Annotated in this window: 22 protein-coding genes and 1 tRNA gene; 16 read left to right on the top strand and 7 right to left on the bottom strand. The window is 67.4% G+C overall.

Features of this window, described 5'->3' with window-relative positions; translation table 11 throughout:
- Positions 1 to 107: 107 nt before the first annotated feature.
- From BRO63_RS25175 to BRO63_RS25160, 4 genes are all read left to right on the top strand, one after another.
- Positions 108 to 184, top strand: a tRNA-Asp gene (locus tag BRO63_RS25175).
- Between the two features lie 218 nt (positions 185 to 402).
- Entirely contained in the window at positions 403 to 1,896 is a 1,494-nt protein-coding gene (locus BRO63_RS25170; protein WP_088142404.1) for a PAS domain S-box protein, read from the top strand.
- A 242-nt stretch (positions 1,897 to 2,138) separates the two neighbouring features.
- On the top strand, positions 2,139 to 3,158 hold the full coding sequence (gene bioB / locus BRO63_RS25165; RefSeq protein ID WP_088142403.1) for a biotin synthase BioB: 1,020 nt from the start codon (positions 2,139 to 2,141) through the stop codon (positions 3,156 to 3,158).
- Complete coding sequence (locus tag BRO63_RS25160; protein WP_179215211.1) at positions 3,155 to 4,030, top strand: EamA family transporter; 876 nt, start codon at positions 3,155 to 3,157, stop codon at positions 4,028 to 4,030. The genes bioB and BRO63_RS25160 overlap by 4 nt, the downstream gene beginning before the upstream one ends.
- A 16-nt stretch (positions 4,031 to 4,046) precedes the next feature.
- On the opposite strand, the gene BRO63_RS25155 is transcribed toward BRO63_RS25160, so the two are convergent.
- Positions 4,047 to 5,429 (bottom strand): MFS transporter, encoded by a 1,383-nt coding sequence (locus tag BRO63_RS25155; RefSeq protein WP_088142401.1) that lies wholly within the window; start codon positions 5,427 to 5,429, stop codon positions 4,047 to 4,049.
- A gap of 86 nt (positions 5,430 to 5,515) precedes the next feature.
- A complete protein-coding gene (locus tag BRO63_RS25150) occupies positions 5,516 to 6,019 on the bottom strand; it encodes a peroxiredoxin (RefSeq protein WP_013395780.1) in 504 nt (167 codons plus the stop codon).
- Positions 6,020 to 6,262: 243 nt separating this feature from the next.
- Here BRO63_RS25150 and BRO63_RS25145 point away from each other — a divergent pair, with 243 nt between their 5' ends.
- Positions 6,263 to 6,685, top strand: coding sequence for a hypothetical protein (locus BRO63_RS25145; RefSeq protein WP_088142400.1), 423 nt, complete (start codon positions 6,263 to 6,265; stop codon positions 6,683 to 6,685).
- A 700-nt stretch (positions 6,686 to 7,385) separates the two neighbouring features.
- On the opposite strand, the gene BRO63_RS25140 is transcribed toward BRO63_RS25145, so the two are convergent.
- Both BRO63_RS25140 and BRO63_RS25135 read right to left on the bottom strand, forming a co-directional pair.
- Complete coding sequence (locus BRO63_RS25140) at positions 7,386 to 8,264, bottom strand: dienelactone hydrolase family protein (RefSeq protein WP_088142399.1); 879 nt, start codon at positions 8,262 to 8,264, stop codon at positions 7,386 to 7,388.
- Between the two features lie 63 nt (positions 8,265 to 8,327).
- Positions 8,328 to 12,017: a DUF748 domain-containing protein gene (locus BRO63_RS25135; protein WP_088142398.1), complete on the bottom strand. Its 3,690-nt coding sequence runs from the start codon at positions 12,015 to 12,017 to the stop codon at positions 8,328 to 8,330.
- 170 nt (positions 12,018 to 12,187) lie between these two features.
- Between BRO63_RS25135 and moaC the strand changes: the two genes are divergently transcribed.
- The 5 genes from moaC to BRO63_RS25110 are packed head-to-tail and all read left to right on the top strand — an operon-like array spanning position 12,188 to position 15,125.
- A complete protein-coding gene (gene moaC / locus BRO63_RS25130) occupies positions 12,188 to 12,676 on the top strand; it encodes a cyclic pyranopterin monophosphate synthase MoaC (RefSeq protein WP_042794830.1) in 489 nt (162 codons plus the stop codon).
- A complete protein-coding gene (locus tag BRO63_RS25125) occupies positions 12,657 to 12,908 on the top strand; it encodes a MoaD/ThiS family protein (protein ID WP_054451574.1) in 252 nt (83 codons plus the stop codon). The genes moaC and BRO63_RS25125 overlap by 20 nt, the downstream gene beginning before the upstream one ends.
- Positions 12,909 to 12,913: 5 nt before the next feature.
- Positions 12,914 to 13,381, top strand: a complete 468-nt coding sequence (locus BRO63_RS25120) for a molybdenum cofactor biosynthesis protein MoaE (protein ID WP_179215209.1) — start codon at positions 12,914 to 12,916, stop codon at positions 13,379 to 13,381.
- 13 nt (positions 13,382 to 13,394) lie between these two features.
- The gene (moaB, locus tag BRO63_RS25115; RefSeq protein WP_088142396.1) at positions 13,395 to 13,916 is read left to right on the top strand and encodes a molybdenum cofactor biosynthesis protein B; all 522 of its coding nucleotides are present in this window, start codon (positions 13,395 to 13,397) and stop codon (positions 13,914 to 13,916) included.
- A gap of 3 nt (positions 13,917 to 13,919) precedes the next feature.
- A complete protein-coding gene (locus BRO63_RS25110; RefSeq protein WP_088142395.1) occupies positions 13,920 to 15,125 on the top strand; it encodes a molybdopterin molybdotransferase MoeA in 1,206 nt (401 codons plus the stop codon).
- Here the strand turns inward: BRO63_RS25110 and mobA are convergent.
- From mobA to BRO63_RS25095, 3 genes are read right to left on the bottom strand one after another with little or no spacing between them, the layout of a single operon-like run.
- Positions 15,110 to 15,724 (bottom strand): molybdenum cofactor guanylyltransferase MobA, encoded by a 615-nt coding sequence (mobA, locus tag BRO63_RS25105; RefSeq protein WP_256943404.1) that lies wholly within the window; start codon positions 15,722 to 15,724, stop codon positions 15,110 to 15,112. The genes BRO63_RS25110 and mobA overlap by 16 nt on opposite strands.
- Complete coding sequence (gene moaA, locus BRO63_RS25100; protein WP_088142394.1) at positions 15,717 to 16,820, bottom strand: GTP 3',8-cyclase MoaA; 1,104 nt, start codon at positions 16,818 to 16,820, stop codon at positions 15,717 to 15,719. The genes mobA and moaA overlap by 8 nt, the downstream gene beginning before the upstream one ends.
- Positions 16,821 to 16,855: 35 nt before the next feature.
- The gene (locus tag BRO63_RS25095) at positions 16,856 to 17,935 is read right to left on the bottom strand and encodes a substrate-binding domain-containing protein (RefSeq protein ID WP_088142393.1); all 1,080 of its coding nucleotides are present in this window, start codon (positions 17,933 to 17,935) and stop codon (positions 16,856 to 16,858) included.
- Between the two features lie 140 nt (positions 17,936 to 18,075).
- On the opposite strand from BRO63_RS25095, the gene BRO63_RS25090 reads away from it, so the two are divergent.
- The 6 genes from BRO63_RS25090 to BRO63_RS25065 all read left to right on the top strand — a co-directional run bounded on the left by BRO63_RS25090 (position 18,076) and on the right by BRO63_RS25065 (position 25,993).
- On the top strand, positions 18,076 to 18,633 hold the full coding sequence (locus BRO63_RS25090; protein WP_179215208.1) for a formate dehydrogenase subunit gamma: 558 nt from the start codon (positions 18,076 to 18,078) through the stop codon (positions 18,631 to 18,633).
- Positions 18,630 to 20,201 (top strand): formate dehydrogenase beta subunit, encoded by a 1,572-nt coding sequence (locus BRO63_RS25085; protein WP_088142392.1) that lies wholly within the window; start codon positions 18,630 to 18,632, stop codon positions 20,199 to 20,201. The genes BRO63_RS25090 and BRO63_RS25085 overlap by 4 nt, the downstream gene beginning before the upstream one ends.
- A gap of 13 nt (positions 20,202 to 20,214) precedes the next feature.
- Positions 20,215 to 23,091, top strand: coding sequence for a formate dehydrogenase subunit alpha (fdhF, locus tag BRO63_RS25080; RefSeq protein ID WP_088142391.1), 2,877 nt, complete (start codon positions 20,215 to 20,217; stop codon positions 23,089 to 23,091).
- Between the two features lie 29 nt (positions 23,092 to 23,120).
- Complete coding sequence (fdhD, locus tag BRO63_RS25075; protein ID WP_088142390.1) at positions 23,121 to 23,942, top strand: formate dehydrogenase accessory sulfurtransferase FdhD; 822 nt, start codon at positions 23,121 to 23,123, stop codon at positions 23,940 to 23,942.
- An 18-nt stretch (positions 23,943 to 23,960) separates the two neighbouring features.
- A complete protein-coding gene (locus tag BRO63_RS25070; RefSeq protein WP_088142389.1) occupies positions 23,961 to 24,218 on the top strand; it encodes a formate dehydrogenase subunit delta in 258 nt (85 codons plus the stop codon).
- 107 nt (positions 24,219 to 24,325) lie between these two features.
- Positions 24,326 to 25,993 carry an OFA family MFS transporter gene (locus tag BRO63_RS25065; RefSeq protein WP_088142388.1) on the top strand — a complete coding sequence of 556 codons (1,668 nt, stop codon included), beginning with the start codon at positions 24,326 to 24,328 and terminating at the stop codon, positions 25,991 to 25,993.
- Positions 25,994 to 26,041 lie beyond the last annotated feature (48 nt).

The following is a 26,041-nucleotide window of genomic DNA, read 5'->3' as shown; positions in this document are numbered from 1 at the left end:
GTGAGTACAGGGGTTCGAATCCCCTAGGGGACGCCAGTCTTTCTGGCATGTAGTACCAAGCTGCCTTGACACCGCAGTGCATTGAAGAAGTCAAAGTAAACCGCTGCGGAGCGGTAGTTCAGTTGGTTAGAATACCGGCCTGTCACGCCGGGGGTCGCGGGTTCGAGCCCCGTCCGCTCCGCCAAGCACTTTGTGCACGGTTCGCAAATCAGCTTCCATTGAAAGCTCCGGTTCCCGGAGCTTTTTGCATTTCTGCCCGCAGTATTTGCCGCCATCATCAGCCGGCAGCCATCTTCCCTACCCTCCCCCCTACGCTCAGACTCGTCCATTTCGCCATCTGGACAGCCTTTCAATGCGCCTTCATTCTCTTTGCGTCGTGCCCAGCGAAAAGAAGAGGACTACGTGACCGCGAACGCCGCCGCTCCCCATCCGCACCGCCAGCATCTGCAACGCATCATCGCGGGCCTGAACGAAGGCATCATCCTGCTCGAAGCGGACGGCGCCATCGCCTGGGCCAATGCCAGCGCGCTCAGGCTGCATGGCGCCGACAGGCTGGATGAACTGGGCGGCACGCCAGCCGGCTACCGCAAGCGCTACAGCTTCAGCTATCGCAACCATCATCGCGTGCCTGCGCGCCAGTACCCGCTGGATCTGTTGGCCGCGGCCGAACCCTTCGACGAACTGCTGCTGGACCTGGAACGCAAGGACGATGAAGCCTTCCTGCGCAACGTGCGCGCCAGCGGCCTGAATCTGGATGGCGCCGACGGCGCCGATTACCGCGTCCTGATCCTGCATGATCAGACCGAGCAGATCAACGCCGAAGTCCGCTTCGAGCGCGCCTTCGGCGCCAATCCCGCGCCCGCCCTCATCTGCCGCCTGTCGGACCTGCGCTATGTGAAGGTGAACCAGGGTTTTCTCGAAATGACCGGCTACGCGCGCGACGCCATCGTGGGCAAGTCGGCCTATGAGCTGGACGTGCTGGACGGCGGCGAAGACAAGGACGGCGCGGTCGCCAGCCTCAACGAAGGACAGACCATCGCGCAGCGCGAAGGCGTGCTGAAACTGGCGGACGGCAGCGTGAAGTTCGTCATCGTCGCGGGGCAGCCCATCGACATGCAGGGCGAGCCATGCATGCTGTTCACCTTCATCGACCTGGAAGCCCGCAAGCGCTCCGAACTGGCCTTGCGCGAAAGCGAGGAACGCTTCTCCAAGGCGTTCCGCCTGGCGCCCGTGCCCATGGCCGTCTGCGAGGGCGAAACGCTGCTCGCGCTGGACCTGAACGACGCCTTTGCCGCAACCACCGGCACCTCCGCGCAGGACGGCATCGGCCAGGCCTTGACCGGGTTGGACCTGCAGCTCCCCGAGGATCTGGAGACCAGCCTCAAGCGCGGCGAAAGCGCCCGCAACCGCGACGTGGCATTGGCGGCCAGGGACGGCAGCCGGCTGGACTGCCTGCTGTCGGCCGAGCCCGTGACCATCGGCGGCCAGCAGCGCGTGCTGCTGGCGATCCAGGACATCACGGAACGCAAGCGCTCCGAAACGGAACTGCTGACGGCGATCGAGGCTGTCATGCAGGACACCTCCTGGTTCAGCCGCAGCGTGATCGAGAAACTGGCGCAATTGCGCGAACCCGCGCCCGCCACGCGCGACGTGGCCGAACTGGCGCAGCTCACCTCGCGCGAACGCGAAGTGCTGGGCCTGATGTGCCAGGGCCATGACGACGAGGGCATCGCGCGCCAGCTCAAACTGTCGCGCAATACGGTGCGCAACCACGTGGCCACGATCTACAGCAAGATCGGCGTGCACCGCCGCAGCGCCGCCATCGTGTGGGCGCGCGACCGCGGCATCACCGGGCACGAGCGTGCGCGGGCCCGCGACAAGCGGAGCAAGGATTGACAATCCGATATTTACAATTTGATTCAAAATAATCGGCTGTCCAGCGTCCCCGAAGATGTGCGCCACTTAGAAGTCGGCGACCATCAAAATCTTCTATTTCCTACAAAAATCGCCACAACAGGCTGCTAATTTCCGCCTGGCGGCCAGCATTGCGCAAACCCTGCGCAGCTTCTTACGATCCGCCGATCCCGCCCTGCCCATGCCAGCGGCGCGATCCCCGCAAGACCGAAAGGAGCCCACCCATGCAGACCGCCTACATCCCCGTCCCGACCGTCGCCAAGCCGGCCGCCGCTCCCGCCTGGAGCGCCGCCGACATCATGGCGCTCTACGAACTGCCGTTCATGGATCTGGTGTTCCGGGCCCAGCAGACGCACCGCGCCCACTTCGATCCGAACGCCATCCAGCTGTCCAGCCTGCTGTCGATCAAGACCGGCGGCTGTCCCGAAGACTGCGCCTATTGCCCGCAGTCCTCGCACTACGACACCGGCCTGGATGCTGACAAGCTGATGCCCCTGGCCGACGTGGTGGCCGCGGCCCGCAAGGCCCAGGAAGGCGGCGCGCAGCGCTTCTGCATGGGCGCCGCCTGGCGCAGCCCCAAGCCGCACCACCTGGAGGCGGTGGCCGAGATGGTCAGCGCGGTGAAGGCCCTGGGCCTGGAAACCTGCGTCACGCTGGGCATGCTGCGCGAAGGCCAGGCCGAACAGCTCAGGAGCGCCGGCCTGGACTACTACAACCACAACCTGGACACCTCGCCCGAGTTCTACGGCAAGATCATCTCCACCCGCACCTATCAAGACCGGCTGGACACGCTGGACCGGGTGCGCGACGCCGGCATCAACGTGTGCTGCGGCGGCATCGTGGGCCTGGGCGAATCGCGCCGCGAGCGCGCCGGCCTGATCGCCCAGTTGGCCAACATGGAGCCCTATCCCGAGTCCGTACCGATCAACAACCTGGTGCAGGTGGAAGGCACGCCGCTGGCCGGCGTGGAAGCGCTGGACCCGTTCGAATTCGTGCGCACCATCGCCGTGGCCCGCATCGCCATGCCGCGCGCGGCCGTGCGCCTGTCCGCCGGCCGCGAAACCATGGACGACGCCTTGCAGGCGTTGTGCTTCATGGCGGGCGCCAACTCCATGTTCTACGGCGACGCCCTGCTGACCACCGCCAATCCGCAGATGGAAGCCGACCAGCGTCTGCTGCAGCGTCTGGGCATGCACATCGACGCCGCCCAGCACCAGCACCACGACGCCGTGGCATGCCGCTGACTCCCGGCCTGCTCTACCTGCTGGCCAGCGTCGCCTGCAGCGTGACCGTGGCCGTGCTGCTGAAGCTGGCGCGGCGCTACCAGGTGGACGTGCGCCAGGCCATCGCCATGAACTACGCGGTGGCCGCCCTGCTCTGCTGGGCCGTGCTGCGCCCGGACCCGGCCGCGCTGCTGGCGCCGCAAACGCCCTGGCTGGTGCTGGCCGCGCTGGGCGTGCTGCTGCCCAGCGTGTTCGTGGCGATGGCCGCGGCCGTGCGCCATGCCGGCATCGTGCGCAGCGACGCGGCGCAACGCCTGTCGTTGTTCATCCCGCTGCTGGCGGCCTTCCTGCTGTTCGGTGAACCGGTAAGCGGCCGCAAGCTGGCCGCGACGCTGCTGGCCGCCAGCGCCTTGTATTGCCTGCTGCGCCGCGCGCCCCGCACGCAGGCGCCGGGCGAGGACACCGCCGCCAGCAACCGCGCCCTGTGGCTGTGGCCGCTGGTGGTCTGGGTGGGCTATGGCGTGATCGACATCCTGTTCAAGCAGATGGCGCGCGCTGGCACCGCCTTCGCGGGCGGGCTGCTGCTGGCCTTCGTCATCGCCGGGCTGCTGATGCTCGCCTACCTGCTGTGGCGCCGGGTACGCTGCCAGCTGCGCCACCTGGCCGCGGGCGCGGCACTGGGGCTGGCCAACTTCGGCAACATCCTGACCTACATCCGCGCGCACCAGTCGCTGCCCGAGCATCCCGCGCTGGTGTTCGCGTCCATGAACATGGGCGTGATCACCCTGGGCACGCTGGTCGGCGCGCTGGCCTTCCGCGAACCGTTGACCCGCCTGAACCTGCTGGGCATCGCGCTGGCGCTAATGGCCATCGTGCTGATGGCGCCCTGGTAGGGACGCCATCCCGGCCTCAGGTGCCGGTGCGCACCTGGCGCTCGTCTTCGGCCGCGTCGTCCGCTGTATCCTTGGCGGCATCGCCTGGCGGTTCCGCAGCGGGCGGTTCTGCCGCCGCTACCGGCGCCACGTCGGGCTGCACCATTTCCATGGCGATGTCGGTGGCCGGATCCACGCGCGGATCCAGCACCGCCGCAGCGGGCGAGCTCTGCAGCGTGTCCGGCATGGGCACGAAATGCGTGGGCGCCTCTTCCACCTGATGCGCGCCGGTGACGCGCGTGGGCCGCACCTGCCAGACCAGGATCAAGGCGCAGGCGGATATGAAGACGTAGTACATGCTGGGGCCGGCCAGCGACATCAGCACCCCGGCGATCATCGGACCGATGCAGGCGCCTACCCCATAAGTCATGAGCAGCACGGCCGACAGGCTGACCCGGCGCTCGGACTCCACGTGATCGTTGGCGAAGGCCGCGCCCAGCGGATACAGCGTGAACTGCAGCACGCCGAAGACACAGGACATGGCCACCAGCGCCCAGTACGGCAGCACGATCCAGCCCCACATGACCACCGGCAGCAGCACCAGCAAGAGCGCGTTGAAGCGGATCAGCCCGGCGCGGTTGATGCGGTCGGACAGCCAACCCATGGGCCACTGCGACAGCAGGCCTGCGGTCACCGCGGCGGCCACGAAAATGGCCGCCTGCGAGGTGGACAGGCCATGTTTGGCGCCGTAGACGGCCGCCAGGCCATAGAAGGCCCCGGAAAGATTGCCCGCCACGAACAGCACCGTCATCGACAGCGGCACGCGCCGCATGAAGAAGCGTATGTCCAGAGGCGCCGGCAACGGCGTGGGCGGGTGCGAGCGCGCGGTGACCGCGATCGGCACCAGGCACAGCACCAGGCACATGGCCACCAGGGTCAGCGGCCGCAGATCCAGCGTGGCATAGGCGGTCAGGGCCAATTGCCCCAGCACGGTGCCCAGGCCGGACACCACCATGTAGACGGAGAAGACACGCCCGCGCTGGTGGTTTTCGGTCTGCTCGTTGAGCCAGCTCTCGATGACCATGAATTCGGTCACCATCACGATGCCCGAAATGACGCGGAACACCAGCCACAGCGGCATGGAGTCGACCAGCGTCTGGGCCAGGATCATGCTGGTGGCCACGGCCGCACAGGCGACGAACGCCCGGATGTGGCCGACGCGGATGATGAGTTTATGCCCAAGGCGGGCGCCGCACACCAGGCCCAGGTAGTAGCCGGCGATCAGGGCGCCGATCCACACTTCGCTGACAGACTGCGCTGTCAGCCGGAGCCCCATATAGGTGTTGAACAGACCCGTGCCGATGAGCATCAGCAAGGTCGCGAAGTATAGGGACGAGAAGGATGAGATGGTGGCGAGCATGGCGTCGGCAACCGCTGCTGGCGGCAGCGCAACAGGCCGCGAACGCGGCCCGCTGCGCTAAGCGGTAAAACAGGAACTGCGTGGGATCAGACTTGCGACAGCATCGTGGCGGCGTCGCTGACTTCGAACTTGCCGGGGCCTTCGACGTTCAGCTGCTTGACCACGCCGTCGACGATCAGGGCCGAGTAGCGCTGCGAGCGCACGCCCATGCCGCGCTGGATCAGGTCCAGCTCCAGGCCCAGTTCCTTGGTCCACAGGGCGGAACCGTCGGCCAGCATGCGGACCTTGCCTTCGGTCTTCTGCTCGCGGCCCCAGGCGCCCATGACGAACGCGTCGTTGACCGACACGCACCAGATTTCATCGACGCCCTTGGCCTTCAGGGCAGCGGCCTGCTCCACGTAGCCCGGCAGATGCTTGGCCGAGCAGGTGGGCGTGAAGGCGCCCGGCAGGGCAAACAGCGCGATGGTCTTGCCGCGGGTCAGGTCGGCGACCTGGAACGCGTTGGGGCCCAGCGAGCAGCCGGCGGATTCGGTTTCGATGAATTCGGTCAGGGTGCCATCCGGCACGCGGTCGCCGACTTTGATCGTCATGTAGATCTCCAGGAATAAGGGGCAATGCATTGGGGCAGGAGCGCCCCACAGCCTCCATCATAGTTCCTGCGCGGCCGCCTTGCTGGCCGCCCGCCCCGCGGGAAAAAAAGATGCACAGTCTGAAACGACTCCATACCGCGCCTACACGGGTTGGAAACGGCTGATTGCCATAATGTTGTGCTGGCAATCACCGCCCGCGCACGCCGCGCCGCCGGCTGGCGGGCCCCATGCGGAGGTTCATCGATGCGCAAGATCTTGACCAGCCTGGCCCTGACGCTGGCCTCGGCCGCCACGGCCTGGGCGGCTCCCGATGCCGCCGAACAGGCCCAATACGACTCCTTCGTCGTCGCCGCCGGCGCCTCCAACGGTGCCGCCCGCGCCTGCGGGGCTTCGGAACCCGACCTGGCCCAGCACCAGGCCACGTCGCGCAAGAACCTGCTGCAGTATGCGCAGGAATATGGCTTTTCCTCGGGCGGGTATGACGGGCTGTTCCAGAAGGGACAGGGCGAGGGGACGGCGATGATGGAAGAGATGAAGCGTTCCGGAGTGGATGGATGCCGGGGAGTGCTGGGCGGGTTTCAGGGGGAGAGGGTGATGGAGTACGAGGAGATGAAGGGGGCGTTGGCTGAGGTCAGCGATGGCTTGCCGGGGGAAAAGGCGCAGTAGCAGGTTCTGCTTCTGTTTCTGAGGGTTCAGGTTCTTGAGACGCCAGTCGCGGCGGTGGGGTGTGGCGATGGATCTTGCGGGGCCCGCCCCCGGCCGGCCGCGCGGGCGGCCTCTGGGGGCTTACGCGGTGTCTTGCGATTCCGGATGGCGCTGCGCGCTGATGGGGAGCGCTCTTGAATCTCACGAGCAATTGTTCGTGACGGCCCATCAAAGCCCGTTGCCAGGTCAATCGTCACTTGAACTCCAATGCCGGATGGGTGGCGCGCGTACGGGTCTTCATTCGCAAACGGCTGCCTGCCGCGCGCCACCCATCACCGCCCCCCCCCCTGACGGCGACGCCATCAGAAAACCCACCTACGCCTGCGCGCCAGCGATCACAATCACACTTAAAACAATGACGTATGTATTAATCGGCCGCCCGCGCGGCCGATTAATACGGGCCGCCCAAGACTCGCCCCCCACCACGGCTCCAGCAGCGCAACAGGCCAACACGCACGTAGCCCGTCGTCGCGGGCGGCGTGGCGGCTCGCAACCTCGATGCGCCCGAGGGAATCTGAAGGAAAGGCCGAAGGCCTTGACGAAGATGACGACGGGGCAGTCCGGAGCGAACGCTCCGGACCGCAATCTTGGGCGCGAGCCGCCACGCCGACCGCGACGACGGGCGACCTACGAAGCTAGGCAGATCGCCCCAAGAACAATCTCAAAGCCCGTTCTGCTTGAACCAATCCAACATCCGAGTCCAAGCCTGCTCCGCCTCAGCCTTCCGATAAGAAGGCCGATAATCCGCATGAAACGCATGCGGCGCATCCGGATATACATCGATCCGCGAAGCCTTCGCCGCAGCCGGACCCTGCGCCAGTTCCAGCCGCATCTTGTCCACGTCCGCCATCGAAATCCCGGCGTCCTTGCCGCCATAAGCCCCCAGCACCTTCGCCTTCAGCTCGTTCACCTGGCTCAGCACCGATTTGGGCTTCAGTTCCGAAGGCTGCCCGCCCAGTTGGCCGTACCAGGCCGCGCCGGCCTTGAGCTTCGGGTTATGCGCGGCGTACAGCCAGACCTGGCGGCCACCCCAGCAAAAGCCCACGATGCCCAGCCGATCCGCATTACCGCCGTTGGACGTGGCCCAGGCAGCGGTCGAATCCAGGTCCGACATTACCTGCGCATCCGGGACCTTGCCGATGATTTCCGCCTGCAGCTTCGGGATCTCGGTGTACTTGGACGGATCGCCCTGGCGCGCGAACAGCTCGGGCGCGATGGCCAGATAACCCTGGTGGGCCAGCCGCCGGCACACGTCCTGGATGTACTCGTGCACCCCGAAAATCTCCGACACCACCAGCACCGTGGGCAAGTCCTTCTTGCCCTTGGGCGCCGCGCGGTACGCGGGCATCTTGCCGTCCTTGACCGGGATGTCCACCTTGCCGGCCACGAGGCCGCCGGCGTCCGTGGTGATCGTGGTCTGCGCCACGGCCTGGCCGGCCGCCAGCGAAAACCCCGTCGCCACCGTGGTGGCCATGAAACCCCGCCGGTTCAGCCGCAGGGGCGGAAGCAGGCTGTCGAAGTGCGCGTCCTGGTCATTCATCGAGAATCTCCTGGCAAAAAGCTGGCAGGGGCGGCTGGGCGCCGCCTCCCGGACCAGCCTGGTTCACTTCAGGGAGAAGTCCACGCGCGAGGGTTGCCCCTCGTCCTTGATGCCATCCGTGTCCAGTTGCGGCGCAACGATGAACACGCGATCCGCGAGTCCTTCCTGGGCTTGCAGCTTCTCATAAACCGCCTGCGCGCGCGCATCGGCCAGTTGGCGCAACTGATCGTCGCCAACGGGCGCCACGCTGCGCAGCATCTCTTCCATCTGCGCCGCCGGCACGGATTTGGACATGCCGATGAAATTGCGCGGCTTGTCCTTGATATCCGTGTCGTCGTAGACCTCTTCCAGGTACTTGACGCGCTCCGCGCCCGATACCTCGACGCCCGCCGGATTCGGCTTCTTGCCGCGCGGCGTGGTGGCGGCGGCCTTGGCGGCGCGGATCTTGCCGTCCACCCAGGCCTGGCGCAGGCCTTCCATGTCGGTCTTGGGATCGGCGCGGCCGCTGATGTCCATCTTCAGGGCCGGGCGATCCGTCAGCGCCTTGGTCAGCGTGTCGATGCGCTGCTGGCTGTCCTCGGTCAGCACCGCGCTGCCCGGCGCGAACTCCACGTAGGACAGCTCTTCGCCGCCGCCGAAGGCCGAGGCCAGCAGGCTGAAGGGCGAGGTGACGGCCTTGACCACCAGGTTCAGCAGCACGCGCACCACGATCCCGCCCACCGAAAACTCCGGATCGTCCAGCGAACCGGAAATCGGCAGGTTGATGTCGATGTTGCCGCGCGAGTCCTTCAGCAAGGCCACGGCCAGCAGCACCGGCAGCTTGGTCGCGTCGGGGCTGTTGGTCTTGTCGCCGAAGGTCAGCTGGTTCAGCACCACATGGTTGGTGGCCTGCAGCGCACGGTCCTTGATCTTGTATTCCAGGTCCACCGACAGCTTGCCGCGCTTGATGGGGTAGCCCACGTACTTGGCCGAATAGGTATTGAAACGCGGCAGGTCCACGCCCTTGGCCGAGGCCTTCAGGTCCAGCGACAAGTACTTGGCAAAAGGCTGCACCACGCCGCTGATCGACAGCGGCGCGGTGGTGTAGACGCGGCCGGTGACCTTGACCTTGGCGGGCTGGGGATTGGTGGACGACACCGCCGTGATCGAGCCTTCGATGCTGGACAGCTCGGCCACGTAGTTGGGTTTGACGAAGCGGTCCGTGAAAGTCATGCGCCCACGGTTCAGCGTGACGCTGTTCACCGAGATGTCGGGCATGCCCCCGCCCCCCTTGGCGGCAGGCGCCGCGGGCGCCGGCGCGGCGCTGCGGCCGGGCGTCTGCGTGTCCTGGGTGATGGAGCCGCCGGCCTGGCCGGGGGCCGCCACCAGATCCATGACGTTCAGGCGGCCTTGCGCATTGAGCAGCACGCGGCCGTAGAAATCCTCGAGCGCGATGTCTCCCAGCTTGGCGCCGATCTTGTCGCCCGCCACCGAGATGTCCATGCCGGTAAAGCCCAGGCGCTTCCAGTTCAGGAAGTCGTCCTTGTTGACGCGGTCCTGCAGGTCCACGCCGGTGACTTCGACGCCGCCCTTCCAGTTGACCTTCATCGGCGCCGAGCCGGCCGCGGCAGCGAACTCCGCATTGCCCTTGGCGCCCAGCGTGATGGCGCGCACCGTGGCATTCAGGCTGGAGGCGGCATACGGCGCGAAGGACGCGACATTCAGTTCCGACAGGTCCACGGAGGTTTTCACGGTCAGCGGCTGCGGCGTGAACGCGCCCTTGAGGTCCAGCTTGCCGTTGCCCTGGATGCCGGCCGCGGCCAGCGTGAAGTTGCTCTGGCCCGGCCCCATCGCCAGGCGGTCGGCAGTCATGCGCAGGCTTTGCAGCGCGATATCCACGGCGGGCTTGAGGGATTCGTCGCGAGCCTTGAACTGCGTCAGGTCGGCCTGCACGGCGCTGGCCGATGCGTCCACCGCGCCATTCCTTTCCTTCACGTGGACCTGCGCGCTGGCGGCCAGGCGGCCATCCAGCAGCGCGATGGGCGAGGCGTTGCGCACGGCCGGCGCCAACGGCGCCAGCGCGATGTTACCCAGGCGCACACCCAGTTCCAGCGATAGCGGCTTCAGGACCAGCGGGCCCTTGGCGCGAAGCCAACCGCCATCGGTGCTGTTGTCCATGGTCAGCCACAGATTGATCGGCTGGTCCGGCACCTGCGGCAGGGCAACGCCCTCGACCGTCGCGGCCAGGCCCGTCATCACGTAGTCCAGTTTGCTGACCGCGTCGGCAACGTAGACCTCGCCTTCGTGCAGATTGAAGGCGTCCAGCTCGACCTTCCATTCCGTGGGCGCGGACGCCGGCTGGGGCGCGGCGGCGTCCGCGGCCGGGGTTCCTGCGGGAGCCGTGGCGGACGGGGCCGCGGGAGCACCCGCGACAGGGGCAGCGGGAGCCGCCGAGGAAGCGGCCGGCGCGCCCGGGGACGGAGCGGAAACGGCTGGAGACGCGGCGCCGGCGGTGGCGGCAGGCGTGCCCGTCGCCGCAGCCGCTGCCGGCGCGGCGCCCTTGGCGGCGGCGTCCGCGGTTGCGGCCGGCGCGCCCTTGGCCGCAGCCATGGCCGGGTCGGCCTTGCCGCCCGCCTTGGCGGGATCCAGGCCGCTGGCCTTGCGCAGCTTGTCGGCCACCGGCGTGGCGGTCGGCTCGACGCCGCCCAGCCGCTTCAGCCCGGCGACCACGTCCAGCCAGTTCAGGTTTGCATTGGCATAGCGCCGCACGTGGATCTGCGGCGCCCACAAGCCCACCTCGCCCACATAGGCGTGGCGCGCAATGGGTTCCAGCTCCAGGCGGCTGACGGTCAGCGCGCTCCAGGCAACGAGGTTGGCGCCAGCGGTGTCGCGCAGGTCCAGCCGGCGCAGGCCCAGGTCTCCGACCACGCGGATCTTGGGCGGCGCGTCCTTGGGCTGTTCGAACACCACTTGCAGGTTGGAATCGAGCAGCGCGCTCTCGACCTTGAACGGCAGGGGCATCGGCCAGACGTCCGCCCACTTTTCCAGTTGCAGGCCATTGAAGGCCACGCGCAGCGTGGACGAGGGCACCTTGTCGAAGGGGCGCGCCACGCCGTTCAAATCGAAGGGGCTGCCGTTGATGCGCAGGTGCACGCGCGGCTGCACATCGATGTCGGTGGCGTAGCCGAAAGTGGAGATGAACGGCACCCCCACGCCTAGCTCGTCGACCACCTGCTTGCGGCCGGTGACCTTGTCGTCCAGCGTGATGGTGCCGTTCTCGATCACCATGTTGTTCAGCGAGAAGCGCGGCAGCCCTTCGTCCGGCTTGGGCGGTTCTTCGGGCTGGGCGGCCGTCAATTCGGCCACTCGTTGCTGAATATCAGAGAAATTGAAGCGCGTGACGTCCTCGCGGACGATGGCGATGTTAGGCTCGCGCAGCGTCATTCGATCGACGACCGGCGCAAACCAGAACAGGGAAGTCCAGGCCGCGCTGACGTCCAGCTCGGCCAGCGTCAGAAGCGGCGTCTGCGAATCGGGCTGGGCCACGGCCAGGTCGCGCGCGCGGACGGTCAGCGTGAAGGGATTGAAGCTGATGTCGCCGACGGAGACTTCCCGCCCGATCATCTTGGAGACGTCCTGCACCAGGACGTTGTGCAGCACTTTGGGGACCTGCCAGGCGGCAACCCCGAAAAGGACCAGTACGAATGCCGCGATACCCAGAAGAATCTTGCCGACCCGGCGGGTTAACCGAAGCTTGGGCATCCGCAAGGGCATTGCGCGTCTCCTGATACGTGTGAAGGACGAGCGTTTCCGTCCTTCTAATGACTACAGGCGCGATTATCGCGCCCCCTGCACCGCTCGTCTATCATAGGCGTATCGATGGGCCGATCCGGCCAGCCGGGACCGCCCTTTTCAATCATTAACAATTATCGCTCCCGATTCCCATGTCCACGCCCACCCCAACCTTGAGCCACCTGGATGAAGCCGGGCAGGTCCGCATGGTCGACGTCATCGCCAAGACGGACACCGAGCGCGTGGCGATCGCCACCGCCAGCGTGCGCATGAACGCCGTCGCCTATGGCCTCCTGACCCAGCCGGGCCAGGGCAAGGGCGAAGTCCTCAACACCGCCCGCGTCGCCGCCATCCTGGCCGCCAAGCGCTGCGCCGACACCATCCCGCTGTGCCACAGCCTGCCGCTGGCCTTCGTCGGCGTCGAATTCGCGCTGGACGACGCCGAGCACCGCATCGACGTGCTGGCCACCTGCCGCACCAGCTACAAGACCGGCGTCGAAATGGAAGCCATGATGGCCTGCAGCGTCGCCGCGCTGACCATCTACGACATGTGCAAGGCTGCCGACAAGGGCATCGTCATCGAGCAAGTTCGCCTTAAGTACAAGGCAGGAGGAAAAAGCGGTGAATGGCGCAACGATTAATCTTCTCTACTTCGCGCGCGTGGCCGAACTGGTCGGCAAGCGCTCCGAAGCCTGGCCCCTGGAAGGCGAATCCACCGGCGCGCAGCTGCTTGCCGCGCTGGGCGAACGCTACCCCCAGCTGGCGCCCTCCGCGCGCCTGAAGCTGGCCATCAACCAGACCCACTCCAAGCCGTCCGCGCCCATCCGCGCGGGCGACGAGGTCGCGGTATTCGAACCCGTCACCGGAGGTTGAACACCATGATCAGCGTCCAGGAAGCCGACTTCGACGGCGCCGCGCTCACGGCCGCGCTGCGGAAGAGCGCCGGCCCGGGCGTGGGCGGCATCGTCACGTTCGTGGGCTATGTGCGCGACTACGCGCCCGACACGCCCACCGACACGCTCTTTCTCGAACATTACCCGGGCATGTGCGAGCGCGAGCTGGAAGAGATCGCCGCAACCGCCCGCGCGCGCTGGAACCTGGCCGGCACGGTCATCGTGCATCGGGTGGGCGCGCTGCATCGCAATGCCCAGATCGTCTTCGTGGCGGCGGCCAGCGCCCACCGCGGCGACGCCTTCCGCGGCTGCGAATACATCATCGACGCGCTCAAGACCCGCGCGCCCTTCTGGAAGCGCGAAACCCTGGCGGGCGGCAGCAGCTTCTGGGTGGAGCAACGCCAATCCGACCAGGACCGCACGCAGTCCTGGGATGAAGACACCACCGTCTAGAAGAGGAAAATCCATGAGCGACGAAAGCCTTGTTTCGCTGGCCTGCGCCGTGCTGACGGTCAGCGACACCCGCAGCGCGGGCGACGACACCTCCGGCAATCTGCTGGCCCATAGCCTCGCGCATGCCGGCCATCAATGCGTGCGCCGCGACATCGTCAAGGACGACATCTACCAGATCCGGCGCGTCATCAGCGACTGGATCGCCGATCCCGAAGTGCAGATCATCCTGACCACGGGCGGCACGGGCTTCTCGCACCGCGACCATACGCCCGAGGCCATCGGCCCCCTGCTGGACCGCGACATCCCGGGCTTCGGCGAACTGTTCCGCCAGATCTCCTACACCGAGATCGGCAGCTCCACCATCCAGTCGCGCGCCTTTGCCGGCTCGGCCAACCAAACGCTGATCTTCTGCCTGCCCGGCTCCAACAACGCCTGCGAAACCGCCTGGTCGCAGATCATCCGCGAACAGCTGGACAGCAGCCACCGCCCCTGCAATTTCGCCACCCATTTCAAGCAACGCGAAGAAGACAACTGACCCATGCTGGATTTTGATCAAGCCCAGACCCTGCTGGCCAATGCCGCGGGGCCGCTGCAACGCAGCGAAGAGGTGAGCCTGGCCGAAGCCGCCGGCCGCGTGCTGGCCGCCGATCTCACCGCCACCGTGGACATACCGCCCGCCGACAACAGCGCCATGGACGGCTACGCCCTGCGCGTGGCGGATTGGGGCGCCGGCGTGCGCCTGCCCATCCAGCAGCGCTGCTACGCGGGGGAAATGCCGGAACCGCTCAAGCCTGGCCACGCCATCCGCCTGTTCACCGGCAGCCTGATCCCCGAAGGCGCGGATACGGTCGTCATGCAAGAGGACACCACCGAAGCCGACGGCCAGGTGGAAATCTCGCGCGCGCCCAAGCCCGGCCAGCACATCCGCCGCCGCGGCGAAGACACCATGGCCGGCGCTCCGTTGCTGGCCGCCGGCACCGTGCTGGAAGCGGCCCACGTGGCGCTGATGGCCTCGCAGGGCCTGGCCCGCGTGCAGGTCTTTGGCCAGTTGCGCGTGGGCATCCTGACCACCGGCGACGAGCTGGTGCTGCCCGGCCAGCCGCGCGCGGCCGAGCAGATCTACAACTCCAACGGCCCCATGCTGGCCGCGCTGGCGCGCGGCATGGGCGCCCTGCCCGTGCACGTGCTGCACGCCCGCGACACCGAGGCCGACCTGCTGGCCGCCTTCAAGACGCTGCTGGCCGATTGCGACCTGGTGGTGAGCGTGGGCGGCGTGTCGGTGGGCGAACGCGATCTGGTCAAGCCCGCGCTGGCCGCGCTGGGCGGCGAACTGGCGCTATGGAAGGTGCGCATGAAGCCGGGCAAGCCGGTGGCGCTGGCGCAGATCGACGGCAAGCCCGTGGTCGGCCTGCCCGGCAACCCCGTGTCGGCCTACGCCGTGTTCACCCTGCTGGTGACGCCGCTGATGCGCCGCATGCAGGGCCGCGAAGCGTTGTTCCCGCCGACCAGCCTGCTGCCGCTGCGCACCGAGCATCCGCGCCAGGACAGCCGCGAGGAATTCCTGCGCGTGCAGCGCCGCCTGGCCGACGACGGCAGCGCCGAATTGGTGCCTTACGGCCATCAGGGCTCCGGCGTAATCAGCTCGCTGCCCTGGGCGACCGGCCTGGCCCGCCTGCCGGCCGACGTGCCGGTGCAAGACAAGGATCGGGTCGCCTACTACGACCTGCGTCACTGGCTGGCGTAGCGCTCGGCCCGCGCCAGTTCATCTGGCGTGTTGACGTTCATGAAGGCATCGGGCGCGTCGTCGAAGCAGGCTTCGACCGCGCCGGTCCTTGCCTGCCACAACCCCACCTTGCGGTCCCCGGCCCGCAGGTACGCCAGCAGATCGGGCAATAGCGACGTGCGCAAGGCCATGCAGGCCGAATGCCGCTGTCCGCCGGCCATGGCATAGGCCATGGGCGCATTGGCGGACTCGGCCGCGCGCACCAGGCGCGCCGCCAGGTCCGTGGGCAGGAACGGCGTGTCGCAAGGCGCCACCACCAGCCAGGCCTCATGCTGCGCGGCCGACAGGCCCGCGGCTATACCGAGCAGCGGGCCTTGCCAGGCGCCCAGATCGGCTTCGCCGTCCCGCACGACGGCGCCGTAGCGGGCATAGAGATCCAGGTGGCGGTTGGCGCTGATGATCAGGCGCGATACCTGCAGCGCCAGCCGGCGCGCCACGTGAGCCACCATGGGCTCGCCGCGCAGCATGACCAGGCCCTTGTCCTGCCCGTTCATGCGCGCGCCCTGGCCTCCCGCGAGGATCAGGCCCGCAATTCCCTTGTCGGCAAACGCTTCAGCCACCGATGTAGCTCATCTCGATCTTGCGCGCAGGATCGGCCATGTTGCGGCCGCGCAGCTCGGAGTAATGGTCGTTGCGCCCCGCCCAGATGCCCGCGATGATGCCGGCGAGCTCGGTGTCGCTGGCGCCGTCGCGCAGCGGCGCGCGCAGGTCGTAGCCGTCGTGCGCGAACAGGCACAGGAAGAGCTTGCCTTCCGGCGACAGGCGCGCGCGGGTACAGCCGCCGCAGAAGGCATGCGTGACGCTGGAGATGACGCCGATCTCGCCGCCGCCGTCCAGGTAGCGCCAGCGTTCGGCCACGCGGCCCATTTCGCCGCTGGCCACCGGCTCCAGCGGATAGGCCGCGCCGATGCGGTCCAGCACTTCCTGGCTGGGCACCACTTCGGCAAGATTCCAGCCGTTGGTGTTGCCCACGTCCATGTATTCGATGAAGCGCAGGATGTGGCCGGAATGGCGGAAGCGTTCGGCCATGGGCAGGATCTGCCCGTCGTTCAGGCCGCGCCGCACCACCATGTTGACCTTGACCGGCGCAAGCCCGGCCTCGGCCGCGGCGTCCACGCCGCGCAGCACGTCGTCGGGCGTGAAACCGCTGTCGCTCATGCCCTGGAACATGGCCGGATCCAGCGCGTCCAGGCTGACGGTGACGCGCGTGAGCCCGGCGCTCTTGAGCGCCGCGGCCTTGCGCGCCAGCATGCTGCCGTTGGTGGTCAGCGTCAGGTCCAGCGGACTTCCGGCGGGCGTGCGCAGTTCCGCCAGCAGGCCCACCAGGTTCTCGATATGTTTGCGCAGCAGCGGCTCGCCGCCGGTCAGGCGGATCTTCTCCACGCCCAGTTGCGTGAAGATGCCCGCCAGGCGGCTGATTTCCTCGAACGACAGCAGTGCCGAATGCGGCATGAAGGTATAGCTGCTGTCGAAGACTTCGCGCGGCATGCAGTAGGTGCAGCGGAAGTTGCAGCGGTCCGTGACCGAGATCCGCAGGTCGCGCAGGGGACGCGCGCGCAGGTCCAGCGCGGGCTGTCCGTGCGGCGGCAGTTCGCCGGGCGCCAGAGGGGCCAACGGGCCGCCGCGGCGATCGGCAAGAAAGATCACTTTGCTCATGGGAGCATCATATCCCGGCGCATCGCGTTTCGCGCTCATGGAAAGGCCTCCTGCAGCGACTGCAACCGGCCGGTGTCGCGGGCGTCGTAGCCTGCCAGCTGGCTGACGTAGCCGACATAGTCCGGGCTGCGCATGATGGACAGCAGGTCGCGCATGGCGGGCGTCTCCAGCGACGATTTCCGGATGGCGAAGAAATAGCGCTCGCGCACCAGCGGGATGAAATCCAGCCCAAAGCGGCAGGCGGCCGTCTCCACCCCCACGCCCGTGTCGGCCATGCCGCTGGCGATGTGCGCGGCGATGGCCATATGGGTGAATTCATTGGTTTCGTAGCCCTGGACCTCGCTGATCGAGACTCCCGCGCGCTGCAGCATCAGGCCCACCAGATAGCGGGTGCTGGAGCCGATCTGGCGGTTGACGAAGCGCACGTCGGGCCGCGCCAGGTCCGCCATGCCGCGTATGTGCTTGGGGTTGCCGGCGGTGACGAACAGGCCGGCATTACGCACCGCCAGGTGGATCAGCATGTACTCGTCCGCATGCAGCCATTGCGCGTAACGCTCCATGATGGGCGCCTCGAAATCGCCCAGCGGCACCTGGAAGCCCGCCAGGTCGCACTCGCGCCGCTCCAGCGAGGCCAGCGCCTCGATGGCGGTGCGGTAGCGCAACTCCAGGCCCGGCTTGCGGTTGCCCATGTGCTGCATCAGCGATTCCACCGCGAAACCGTGGCTGGCATGCAGCCGCAGGTGCGGGCCGCTCTCGGGCAGCAGGCGCTCCAGCTCTTCCTGCAATTCCGAGGCCATGCTGTCCAGCGTCGGCATCAGGCGCGCCTCGATGCGGCGGTTGGCCCACAGCAGGCGCTGCGCGAATGGCGCCAGTTGCGTGCCCTGGCGCCGGTTGGTGATGAGCAGCTGCGTGCCGAAGATGGCCTCGAAACGGCGCAGCACGCCCCAGGCGTGCCGGTACGACAGGCCGCAGGCGCGACAGGCCCCGGCAATATTGCCAGTGGCGTCGATCGCCGACAGCAGCGCCAGCATATCCTGCAGCGGTACGGGCGCCGGGTCGTCGTCTCCGCCCAGGCTCCATTGCGGCCGCAGGCCGATACGGAACTTATATGTCATTTATTTCTTATTGAAGACGGTGAATTACCCCGCTAGAGTACACAAATAACGCGGTTGGAGGGATTTTTATATGCTTTTTAAAACATATAAAACCACAAAACATCCAGCCCGACACAACAGCAACACAGGAGGAGACCGACGTGCAACAGCGCGAGGCAACATCCGATCTGGCGTCCAGCGGCGGCGCCCGCGGCGGCCAGATGGCCCTGGACGCGGCCCAAGCGTCCCCCACCCCGGCCATTGCGGCCACCGCCCGCATACTCGCCCGGCTGAAGGACCAGCCCGGCCCGCTGCTGCCCGTGCTGCACGCGGTCCAGCATGAACTGGGCTGTATTCCGGCCGCGGCGGTGCAGACCATCGCCGAGGCCCTGAACCTGTCCCGCGCCGAAGTCCACGGCGTCATCACCTTCTACCCCCATTTCCGCAGCGAACCCGCCGCGCGCCACACCCTGGAGGTCTGCCGCGCCGAAGCCTGCCAGGCCATGGGCGGCGAACGCCTCGCCGCCCATGCGCGCACGGCGCTGGGCTGTGATTTCCACGCCAACAGCAAGAACGGCGATTTCACCCTGGAACCGGTGTACTGCCTGGGCCTGTGCGCCCAGTCGCCGGCGGTGATGATCGACGGCCGGCCCCACGCCCGCGTCACGCCGGAAAAGCTGGACCGCCTGCTGGCCCGCACGCTGGAGGCGCAATCATGAGCTCCCCCATCGTCATCTACGTGCCGCGCGACGCCGCGGCGCTGGCCATGGACGCCGACACGGTGGCGCGCGACATCGAACGCGCCGCCGACGCCCGCGGCCTGTCGGTGCAAATCGTGCGCAACGGCTCGCGCGGCCTGCTGTGGCTGGAACCCATGGTCGAAATCACTACCCCGCAGGGCCGCGTCGCCTACGGACCGGTGCAGCCCGAGGACGTCGCCGCGCTGTTCGACGCCGGCTGGCTGGCGGGCGGCGAGCACCCGCTGCGCCTGGGCCTGACCGAAGAAATCCCCTACCTGAAGCACCAGGAACGCCTGACCTTCGCCCGCGTCGGCGTGACCAATCCGCTGTCCTTGCAGGACTATGCCGCCCATGGCGGCCTGCAGGGCCTGCAACGCGCCCTGGCGATGGAGCCGGGGCAGATCGTCGACGAAATGGTGGCCTCGGGCCTGCGCGGCCGCGGCGGCGCGGCATTCCCGACCGGCATCAAGTGGAAGACGGTGGCCGGCACCCCCGGCGCCCAGAAATACATCGTCTGCAACGCCGACGAAGGCGACTCCGGCACCTTCGCCGACCGCCTGCTGATGGAAGGCGACCCCTATGTGCTGATCGAAGGCATGACCATCGCCGGCCTGGCGGTGGGCGCGACCTACGGCTACATCTACGTGCGCTCCGAGTATCCGCAAGCCATAGCCACGCTGGAAGCCGCCATCGCGCGGGCGCGCAGCGTGGGCTGGCTGGGCGATGACGTGCACGGCAGCGGCCGCCGCTTCGACCTGGAAGTGCGCAAGGGCGCGGGCGCCTATATCTGCGGCGAGGAAACCTCGCTGCTGGAGAGCGTCGAGGGCAAGCGCGGCGTGGTCCGCGCCAAGCCCCCGCTACCCGCAATCTCGGGCCTGTTCGGCAAGCCCACGGTCATCAACAACGTGATTTCGCTGGCCACCGTGCCCATCATCCTGGCCAAGGGCGCGGCCTACTACCGCGACTACGGCGTGGGCCGCTCGCACGGCACGCTACCGTTCCAGCTGGCCGGCAATCTAAAGCACGGCGGCCTGGTCGAAAAGGCCTTCGGCCTGAGCCTGCGCGACCTGCTGTACGGCTTCGGCGGCGGCAGCGCCTCTGGCCGCCCGCTGCGCGCGGTGCAGGTGGGCGGCCCGCTGGGCGCCTACCTGCCGGAATCGCAATGGGACGTGCCGCTCGACTACGAGGCCTACATCCAGATATCCGCCATGGTCGGCCACGGCGGGCTGGTGGCCTTCGACGACACCGTCGACATGGCGCGCATGGCGCGCTACGCGATGGAGTTCTGCGCCATCGAATCCTGTGGCAAATGCACGCCCTGCCGCATCGGCTCGACCCGCGGCGTGGAAACCATAGACAAGATCGTCGCGGGCGGCCCCGGCCGCGAGCAGCAGGTGCATCTGCTGCGCGACCTGTGCGACACGATGCTGGGCGGCTCGCTGTGCGCCCTGGGGGGCATGGCGCCCTACCCGGTGCTGTCCGCGCTGAACCACTTCCCGCAGGACTTCGGCATCGAGTCCTCCCAGTCTGCCGCGCACGCGGCCTGAACCCGAGACCGACATGCTAGAAACCGTCATCAAGCGCGATCGCGACCTGGGCACGCCGGCGCGCGAGTCCGCCGTAACCGTCACCCTGACCATAGACGGCCAGGAAATCACGGTGCCCGAAGGCACCTCCCTGATGCGCGCGGCCGCCGAGGCCGGCATCAACATTCCCAAGCTGTGCGCCACCGACAGCCTGGAGCCCTTCGGCTCGTGCCGGCTGTGCCTGGTGCAGATCGAAGGCCGCCGCGGCTATCCGGCATCGTGCACCACCCCGGCCGAGAACGGCATGGTGGTCTACACCGAAACCCCCAAGCTGCACGACCTGCGCCGCGGCGTGATGGAGCTGTACATCTCCGACCACCCGCTGGACTGCCTGACCTGCCCGGCCAACGGCGACTGCGAGCTGCAGGACATGGCCGGCGTGGTGGGCCTGCGCAATGTGCGCTACGGCTACGACGGCGCCAACCACCTGAAGAGCGAAAAGGACGAGTCCAATCCGTACTTCACCTATGACGCCTCCAAGTGCATCGTCTGCAACCGCTGCGTGCGCGCCTGTGAGGAAACCCAGGGCACCTTTGCCCTGACCATCTCCGGCAAGGGCTTCGAATCGCGCGTGTCGCCGGGGCAGGACCAGCCTTTCCTGGACAGCGAATGCGTGTCCTGCGGCGCCTGCGTGCAGGCCTGCCCGACCTCCACGCTGCAGGAAAAGACCGTCATCATGATGGGCCAGGCCGAACACTCGGTCGTGACCACCTGCGCCTACTGCGGCGTGGGCTGCGGCTTCAAGGCCGAAATGAAGGGCCAGGAAGTGGTGCGCATGGTGCCCTGGAAGGACGGCCAGGCCAACCGCGGCCATTCCTGCGTCAAGGGCCGCTTCGCCTGGGGCTACGCCACGCACAAGGAACGCGTGCTCAAGCCCATGATCCGCAAGCACATCACCGACTCCTGGAAGGAAGTGTCCTGGGACGAGGCGATCAACTACGCGGCCTCCGAATTCCGCCGCATCCAGGGCCAGTACGGCCGCGACGCGGTCGGCGGCATCACCTCGTCGCGCTGCACCAACGAAGAAACCTGGCTGGTGCAGAAGCTGGTGCGCGCCGCCTTCGGCACCAACAACGTCGACACCTGCGCGCGGGTCTGCCATTCACCCACCGGCTACGGCCTGAAGCAGACGCTGGGCGAATCCGCCGGCACCCAGACCTTCGATTCCGTCATGCACACCGACGTGGTCATCGTGATGGGCGCCAACCCCAGCAGCGGCCATCCGGTGTTCGCCTCGCGCCTGAAGCGCCGCTTGCGCCAGGGCGCGCGCCTGATCGTGATCGATCCGCGCCGCATCGAACTGGTCAGCTCGCCGCACATCAAGGCCGACTTCCACCTGCAGGTGCGCCCCGGCACCAACACCGCCCTGCTATCCTCGCTGGCACACGTGATCGCCACCGAAAACCTGATCGCCGAGGACTTCGTGGCCGAGCGCTGCGAGGCCAAGGCCTTCAAGGAATGGCGCGACTTCGTCTCGCTGCCGGAAAACTCGCCGGAAGCGATGGAAGAGATCACCGGCGTGCCGGCGCAGGCCGTGCGCGGCGCGGCGCGCCTGTTCGCCACGGGCGGCAACGGCTCCATCTATTACGGCCTGGGCGTGACCGAGCACAGCCAGGGTTCCACCACCGTCATGGCGATCGCCAACCTGGCCATGGCCACCGGCAACATCGGCCGCGAGGGCGTGGGCGTGAACCCGCTGCGCGGGCAGAACAACGTGCAGGGTTCCTGCGACATGGGCTCGTTCCCGCACGAGCTGCCGGGCTACCGCCACATCTCCGACAACACGGTGCGCGCGCAGTTCGAGCAGGACTGGGGCGTGACCCTGCAGCCTGAACCGGGCCTGCGCATCCCCAACATGTTCGAAGCCGCGCTGGGCGGGACCTTCAAGGGCCTGTACTGCCAGGGCGAGGACATCGTGCAGTCGGATCCCAACACCCAGCACGTGGCGGCGTCGCTCGCGGCCATGGAGTGCATCGTGGTACAGGACCTGTTCCTGAACGAAACGGCCAAGTACGCCCACGTGTTCCTGCCCGGCTCATCGTTTCTGGAAAAGGACGGCACCTTCACCAACGCCGAACGCCGCATCTCGCGCGTACGCAAGGTGATGGAACCCAAGAACGGCAAGTCCGACTGGGAAGTGACGGTGGCGTTGTCCAACGCGCTGGGCTACCCCATGGACTACAAGCATCCGCGCGAGATCATGGCCGAGATCGCGCGCCTGACGCCCACCTTCTCCGGGGTCAGCTACGAAAAGCTGGACAAGCTGGGCAGCCTGCAATGGCCCTGCAACGACGAAGCGCCCGACGGCACGCCCATCATGCACATCGACGAATTCGTGCGCGGCAAGGGCAAGTTCATGATCACCAAGTACGTGCCCACGGACGAGCGCAGCACGCGCCGCTTCCCGCTGCTGCTGACCACCGGCCGCATCCTGTCGCAGTACAACGTGGGCGCGCAGACGCGGCGCACCCCCAACGTCATGTGGCATGGCGAGGACGTGCTGGAACTGCATCCGCAGGACGCCGAGGACCGCGGCGTGAAGGACGGCGACTGGGTCGGCATCCAGAGCCGCGCGGGCGAGACCGTGCTGCGGGCCACGCTGACCGACAGGGTGCAGCCGGGCGTGGTATACACCACCTTCCATTTTCCCGAGTCCGGCGCCAACGTCGTCACCACCGACAGCTCCGACTGGGCCACCAACTGCCCTGAATACAAGGTGACGGCCGTGCAGGTCACGCGCGTGTCCCAGCCTTCGGAGTGGCAACGCCAGTGGTCGCGCTTTGCGGACATCCAGCACAAGCTGCTGCGCGAGCGTTCGCGCGAAAGCGAGGCGGCGCTGACCGGGAAATAACCCCCAGCCCGAACCGCCAGGACGCCGCCATGCCCACGCCACCGCCTTCCCGCCCCGACTGCACGCAGGTACAGGTCACCCGCGTGCGGGGCGGCGCCCTGGTCCCCGAGGTCGAAACCGACTCCGTGGCCGAGGAAACCCCGGTGGCGCTGGAGTTCAACGGCATCAGCCACGCCACCATGCTGGCCACGCCGGCCGACCTGGAAGACTTCGCCGTGGGCTTCGCGCTGTCCGAAGGCATCATCGACGGCGTCAACGACGTGCGCGGCATCGACCTGTTGCCGCAATGCGACGGCATCGTGGTCCAGCTGGAAATCTCCACCGCCTGTGAAGTGCGGCTGAAGTCGCGCCGCCGCGCCATGGCCGGACGCACCGGCTGCGGCCTGTGCGGCGTGGAAACGCTGCCCGAAGTACTGCGGCCGGTGGCGCCGGTCACCAATGGTTCGCCCGTGCGCATCCAGTCCGTGCTGGCCGCCATGCGCGACATGCGTGCGCGCCAGGCGCTGCACGACATCACGGGCGCCACCCATGCGGCAGGCTGGGCGGGCGCCGATGGCACTGTCGCGCTGGTGCGCGAGGACGTGGGCCGCCACAACGCGCTGGACAAACTAATAGGTGCACTGGCGCGCCAGGCCATGCATGCTGGCGACGGCATCGTGGTGGTGTCCAGCCGCGCCAGCTTCGAAATGGTGCAGAAAACCGCCGCCGCCGGCGTCGCGGTGCTGGCATCCGTGTCCGCGCCCACCGCGCTCGCCATCCGCCTGGCCAATGACGCCAACGTCAGCCTGCTGGGTTTTCTGCGCGGCGACGACGCCACGCTGTACTCACACCCCCAACGCATCATCTCCTGAACCGGACTTCACGCAAGCATGGAAATCGGCAACCTGATCCGCATGGCCAACCGCATCGGCCAATTCTTCGAAGCCATGCCCGACCGGCCTGAGGCCCTGGAAGGCGTGGCCAACCATATCCACAAGTTCTGGGAGCCGCGCATGCGCAATGAACTCCTGAACTTTCTCGAACAAAACCCCGACGGCGATGCCGGCGGGGAACGCCTGCGCCCGCTGGTGCTGGAAGCGGTCACGCAGAACCGCCAGCGCCTCACGCCGCTCGCCCGCGTGGCGTAGCGCGGCGGCAGCAGGCAAGACGGCAGGAACATCACAAGAAAAGGCGGCGGGACCGGCCGGATGCCGGACCACGCGCGCCAACGAGCGGCCCCCAAAGAGGAGACAACATGCAAAGCACTGCCACGCTGGACCTGCCCGGTTCGAAGCCGGGATTTTTCGACAAGGAACGCACCATCGCCGGCCCGGGCTTCTCGCGCTGGCTGGTTCCCCCGGCCGCCCTGGCCATCCATCTGTGCATCGGCATGGCCTATGGCTTCTCGGTGTTCTGGCTGCCGCTGTCCAAGGTGGTGGGCGGCGCCAAGCCGCTGGCCTGCCCCGCGGACATGAGCCTCGCAGCCGAGCTGTTCGCCACCAACTGCGATTGGAAGATCTCGACCATGGGGTGGATGTACACCCTGTTCTTCGTGCTGCTGGGCTGCTCGGCCGCGCTGTGGGGCGGCTGGCTGGAACGCGCCGGTCCGCGCAAGGCCGGCGTGGTGTCGGCCCTGTGCTGGTGCGGCGGCCTGGTCATCTCCGCCATCGGCGTATACCTGCACCAGATGTGGATGCTGTGGCTGGGCTCGGGCGTTATCGGCGGCATCGGCCTGGGACTGGGCTACATCTCGCCCGTGAGCACGCTGATCAAGTGGTTCCCCGACCGCCGCGGCATGGCCACGGGCATGGCCATCATGGGCTTTGGCGGCGGCGCCATGATAGGCGCGCCGTTGGCCGACCTGCTGATGCGCCACTTTGCCACCCCCGATTCGCCGGGCGTCTGGCAGACCTTCCTGACCATGGCGGCGGTGTACTTCGTCTTCATGATGTCGGGCGCGCTGGGCTACCGCGTGCCGCCCACCGGCTGGAAGCCCGAAGGCTGGACCGCTCCGGCCAAGCATGCCGGCAACGCCATGATCACCAAGGGCCACGTCCATGTGCAGCGCGTCTGGGGCGTGCCGCAGTTCTGGCTGGTGTGGTGGGCGCTGTGCCTGAACGTCACGGCGGGCATCGGCATCCTGGGCATGGCTTCGCCGCTGCTGCAGGAAGTGTTCGGCGGCGGCCTGATCAACCAGCCTGAACTGGGCTACTCGCAGCTGGACAAGAGCCAGTTGGCGGCCATCGCCGCCATTGCCGCCGGCTTCACCGGCCTGCTCAGCCTGTTCAACATCGGCGGCCGCTTCTTCTGGGCCAGCCTGTCCGACAAGCTGGGCCGCAAGACTACCTACTTCATCTTCTTCGTGCTGGGCTTCGCGCTGTACTCAGCCATCCCCTGGACCGCGCACATCGGCGCGCTGGCCCTGTTCGTGGCCGCTTTCTGCATCATCCTGTCCATGTACGGCGGCGGCTTTTCCACCGTGCCGGCGTACCTGGCCGACCTGTTCGGCACGCAGATGGTAGGCGCCATCCATGGCCGGCTGCTGACGGCCTGGTCGGCGGCGGGCATCTTCGGACCGGTGCTGGTGAACTACATCCGCGAATATCAGTTGTCCATCGGCGTGCCGCGCGCCCAGGTGTACGACATCACCATGTACATCCTGGCGGGCATGCTGGTGCTGGGCTTCCTGTGCAACCTGGCGATCCGGCCCGTGAATCCCAAGTACTTCATGAATGACGAGGAACTGGCGCGCGAAAAGGCGCTGGCCCACGAACGCGCGGTCGCCACGGAAACGCACGGGGTCGGAACATCCGCGTTCCGCACGCCGGCGGCGCTGGTGGTTTTTGCCTGGGCCTGCGTGGGCATCCCGCTGGCCTGGGGCATCTGGATCACGCTGCAGAAGGCGGTGGTGCTGTTCCACTGAAGCCGGCATCTGGCATCGCGGCAGGCGGCGCCTGCCGCGACGGGGCGC

Origin of the sequence: Achromobacter xylosoxidans (assembly GCF_002192695.1) — a bacterium.
Classification (GTDB): Bacteria; Pseudomonadota; Gammaproteobacteria; order Burkholderiales; family Burkholderiaceae_B; genus Achromobacter; species Achromobacter xylosoxidans_C.
Note: the sequence above shows the minus strand (reverse complement) of the source record. Positions and strands in the feature narration are given on the sequence as shown.

Bases quoted from the DNA above. Each gene is read 5' to 3' on its own strand.
- moaC (WP_042794830.1), top strand. From the start codon at position 12,188: ATGTCCACGCCCACCCCAACCTTGAGCCACCTGGATGAAGCCGGGCAG.
- BRO63_RS25070 (WP_088142389.1), top strand. From the start codon at position 23,961: ATGGAAATCGGCAACCTGATCCGCATGGCCAACCGCATCGGCCAATTC.
- bioB (WP_088142403.1), top strand. From the start codon at position 2,139: ATGCAGACCGCCTACATCCCCGTCCCGACCGTCGCCAAGCCGGCCGCC.
- BRO63_RS25120 (WP_179215209.1), top strand. From the start codon at position 12,914: ATGATCAGCGTCCAGGAAGCCGACTTCGACGGCGCCGCGCTCACGGCC.
- BRO63_RS25135 (WP_088142398.1), bottom strand. From the start codon at position 12,017: ATGCCCTTGCGGATGCCCAAGCTTCGGTTAACCCGCCGGGTCGGCAAG.
- BRO63_RS25145 (WP_088142400.1), top strand. From the start codon at position 6,263: ATGCGCAAGATCTTGACCAGCCTGGCCCTGACGCTGGCCTCGGCCGCC.
- fdhD (WP_088142390.1), top strand. From the start codon at position 23,121: ATGCCCACGCCACCGCCTTCCCGCCCCGACTGCACGCAGGTACAGGTC.
- BRO63_RS25140 (WP_088142399.1), bottom strand. From the start codon at position 8,264: ATGAATGACCAGGACGCGCACTTCGACAGCCTGCTTCCGCCCCTGCGG.
- BRO63_RS25095 (WP_088142393.1), bottom strand. From the start codon at position 17,935: ATGACATATAAGTTCCGTATCGGCCTGCGGCCGCAATGGAGCCTGGGC.
- BRO63_RS25085 (WP_088142392.1), top strand. From the start codon at position 18,630: ATGAGCTCCCCCATCGTCATCTACGTGCCGCGCGACGCCGCGGCGCTG.
- BRO63_RS25150 (WP_013395780.1), bottom strand. From the start codon at position 6,019: ATGACGATCAAAGTCGGCGACCGCGTGCCGGATGGCACCCTGACCGAA.
- fdhF (WP_088142391.1), top strand. From the start codon at position 20,215: ATGCTAGAAACCGTCATCAAGCGCGATCGCGACCTGGGCACGCCGGCG.
- BRO63_RS25155 (WP_088142401.1), bottom strand. From the start codon at position 5,429: ATGCTCGCCACCATCTCATCCTTCTCGTCCCTATACTTCGCGACCTTG.
- moaB (WP_088142396.1), top strand. From the start codon at position 13,395: ATGAGCGACGAAAGCCTTGTTTCGCTGGCCTGCGCCGTGCTGACGGTC.
- BRO63_RS25110 (WP_088142395.1), top strand. From the start codon at position 13,920: ATGCTGGATTTTGATCAAGCCCAGACCCTGCTGGCCAATGCCGCGGGG.
- BRO63_RS25065 (WP_088142388.1), top strand. From the start codon at position 24,326: ATGCAAAGCACTGCCACGCTGGACCTGCCCGGTTCGAAGCCGGGATTT.
- moaA (WP_088142394.1), bottom strand. From the start codon at position 16,820: ATGAGCAAAGTGATCTTTCTTGCCGATCGCCGCGGCGGCCCGTTGGCC.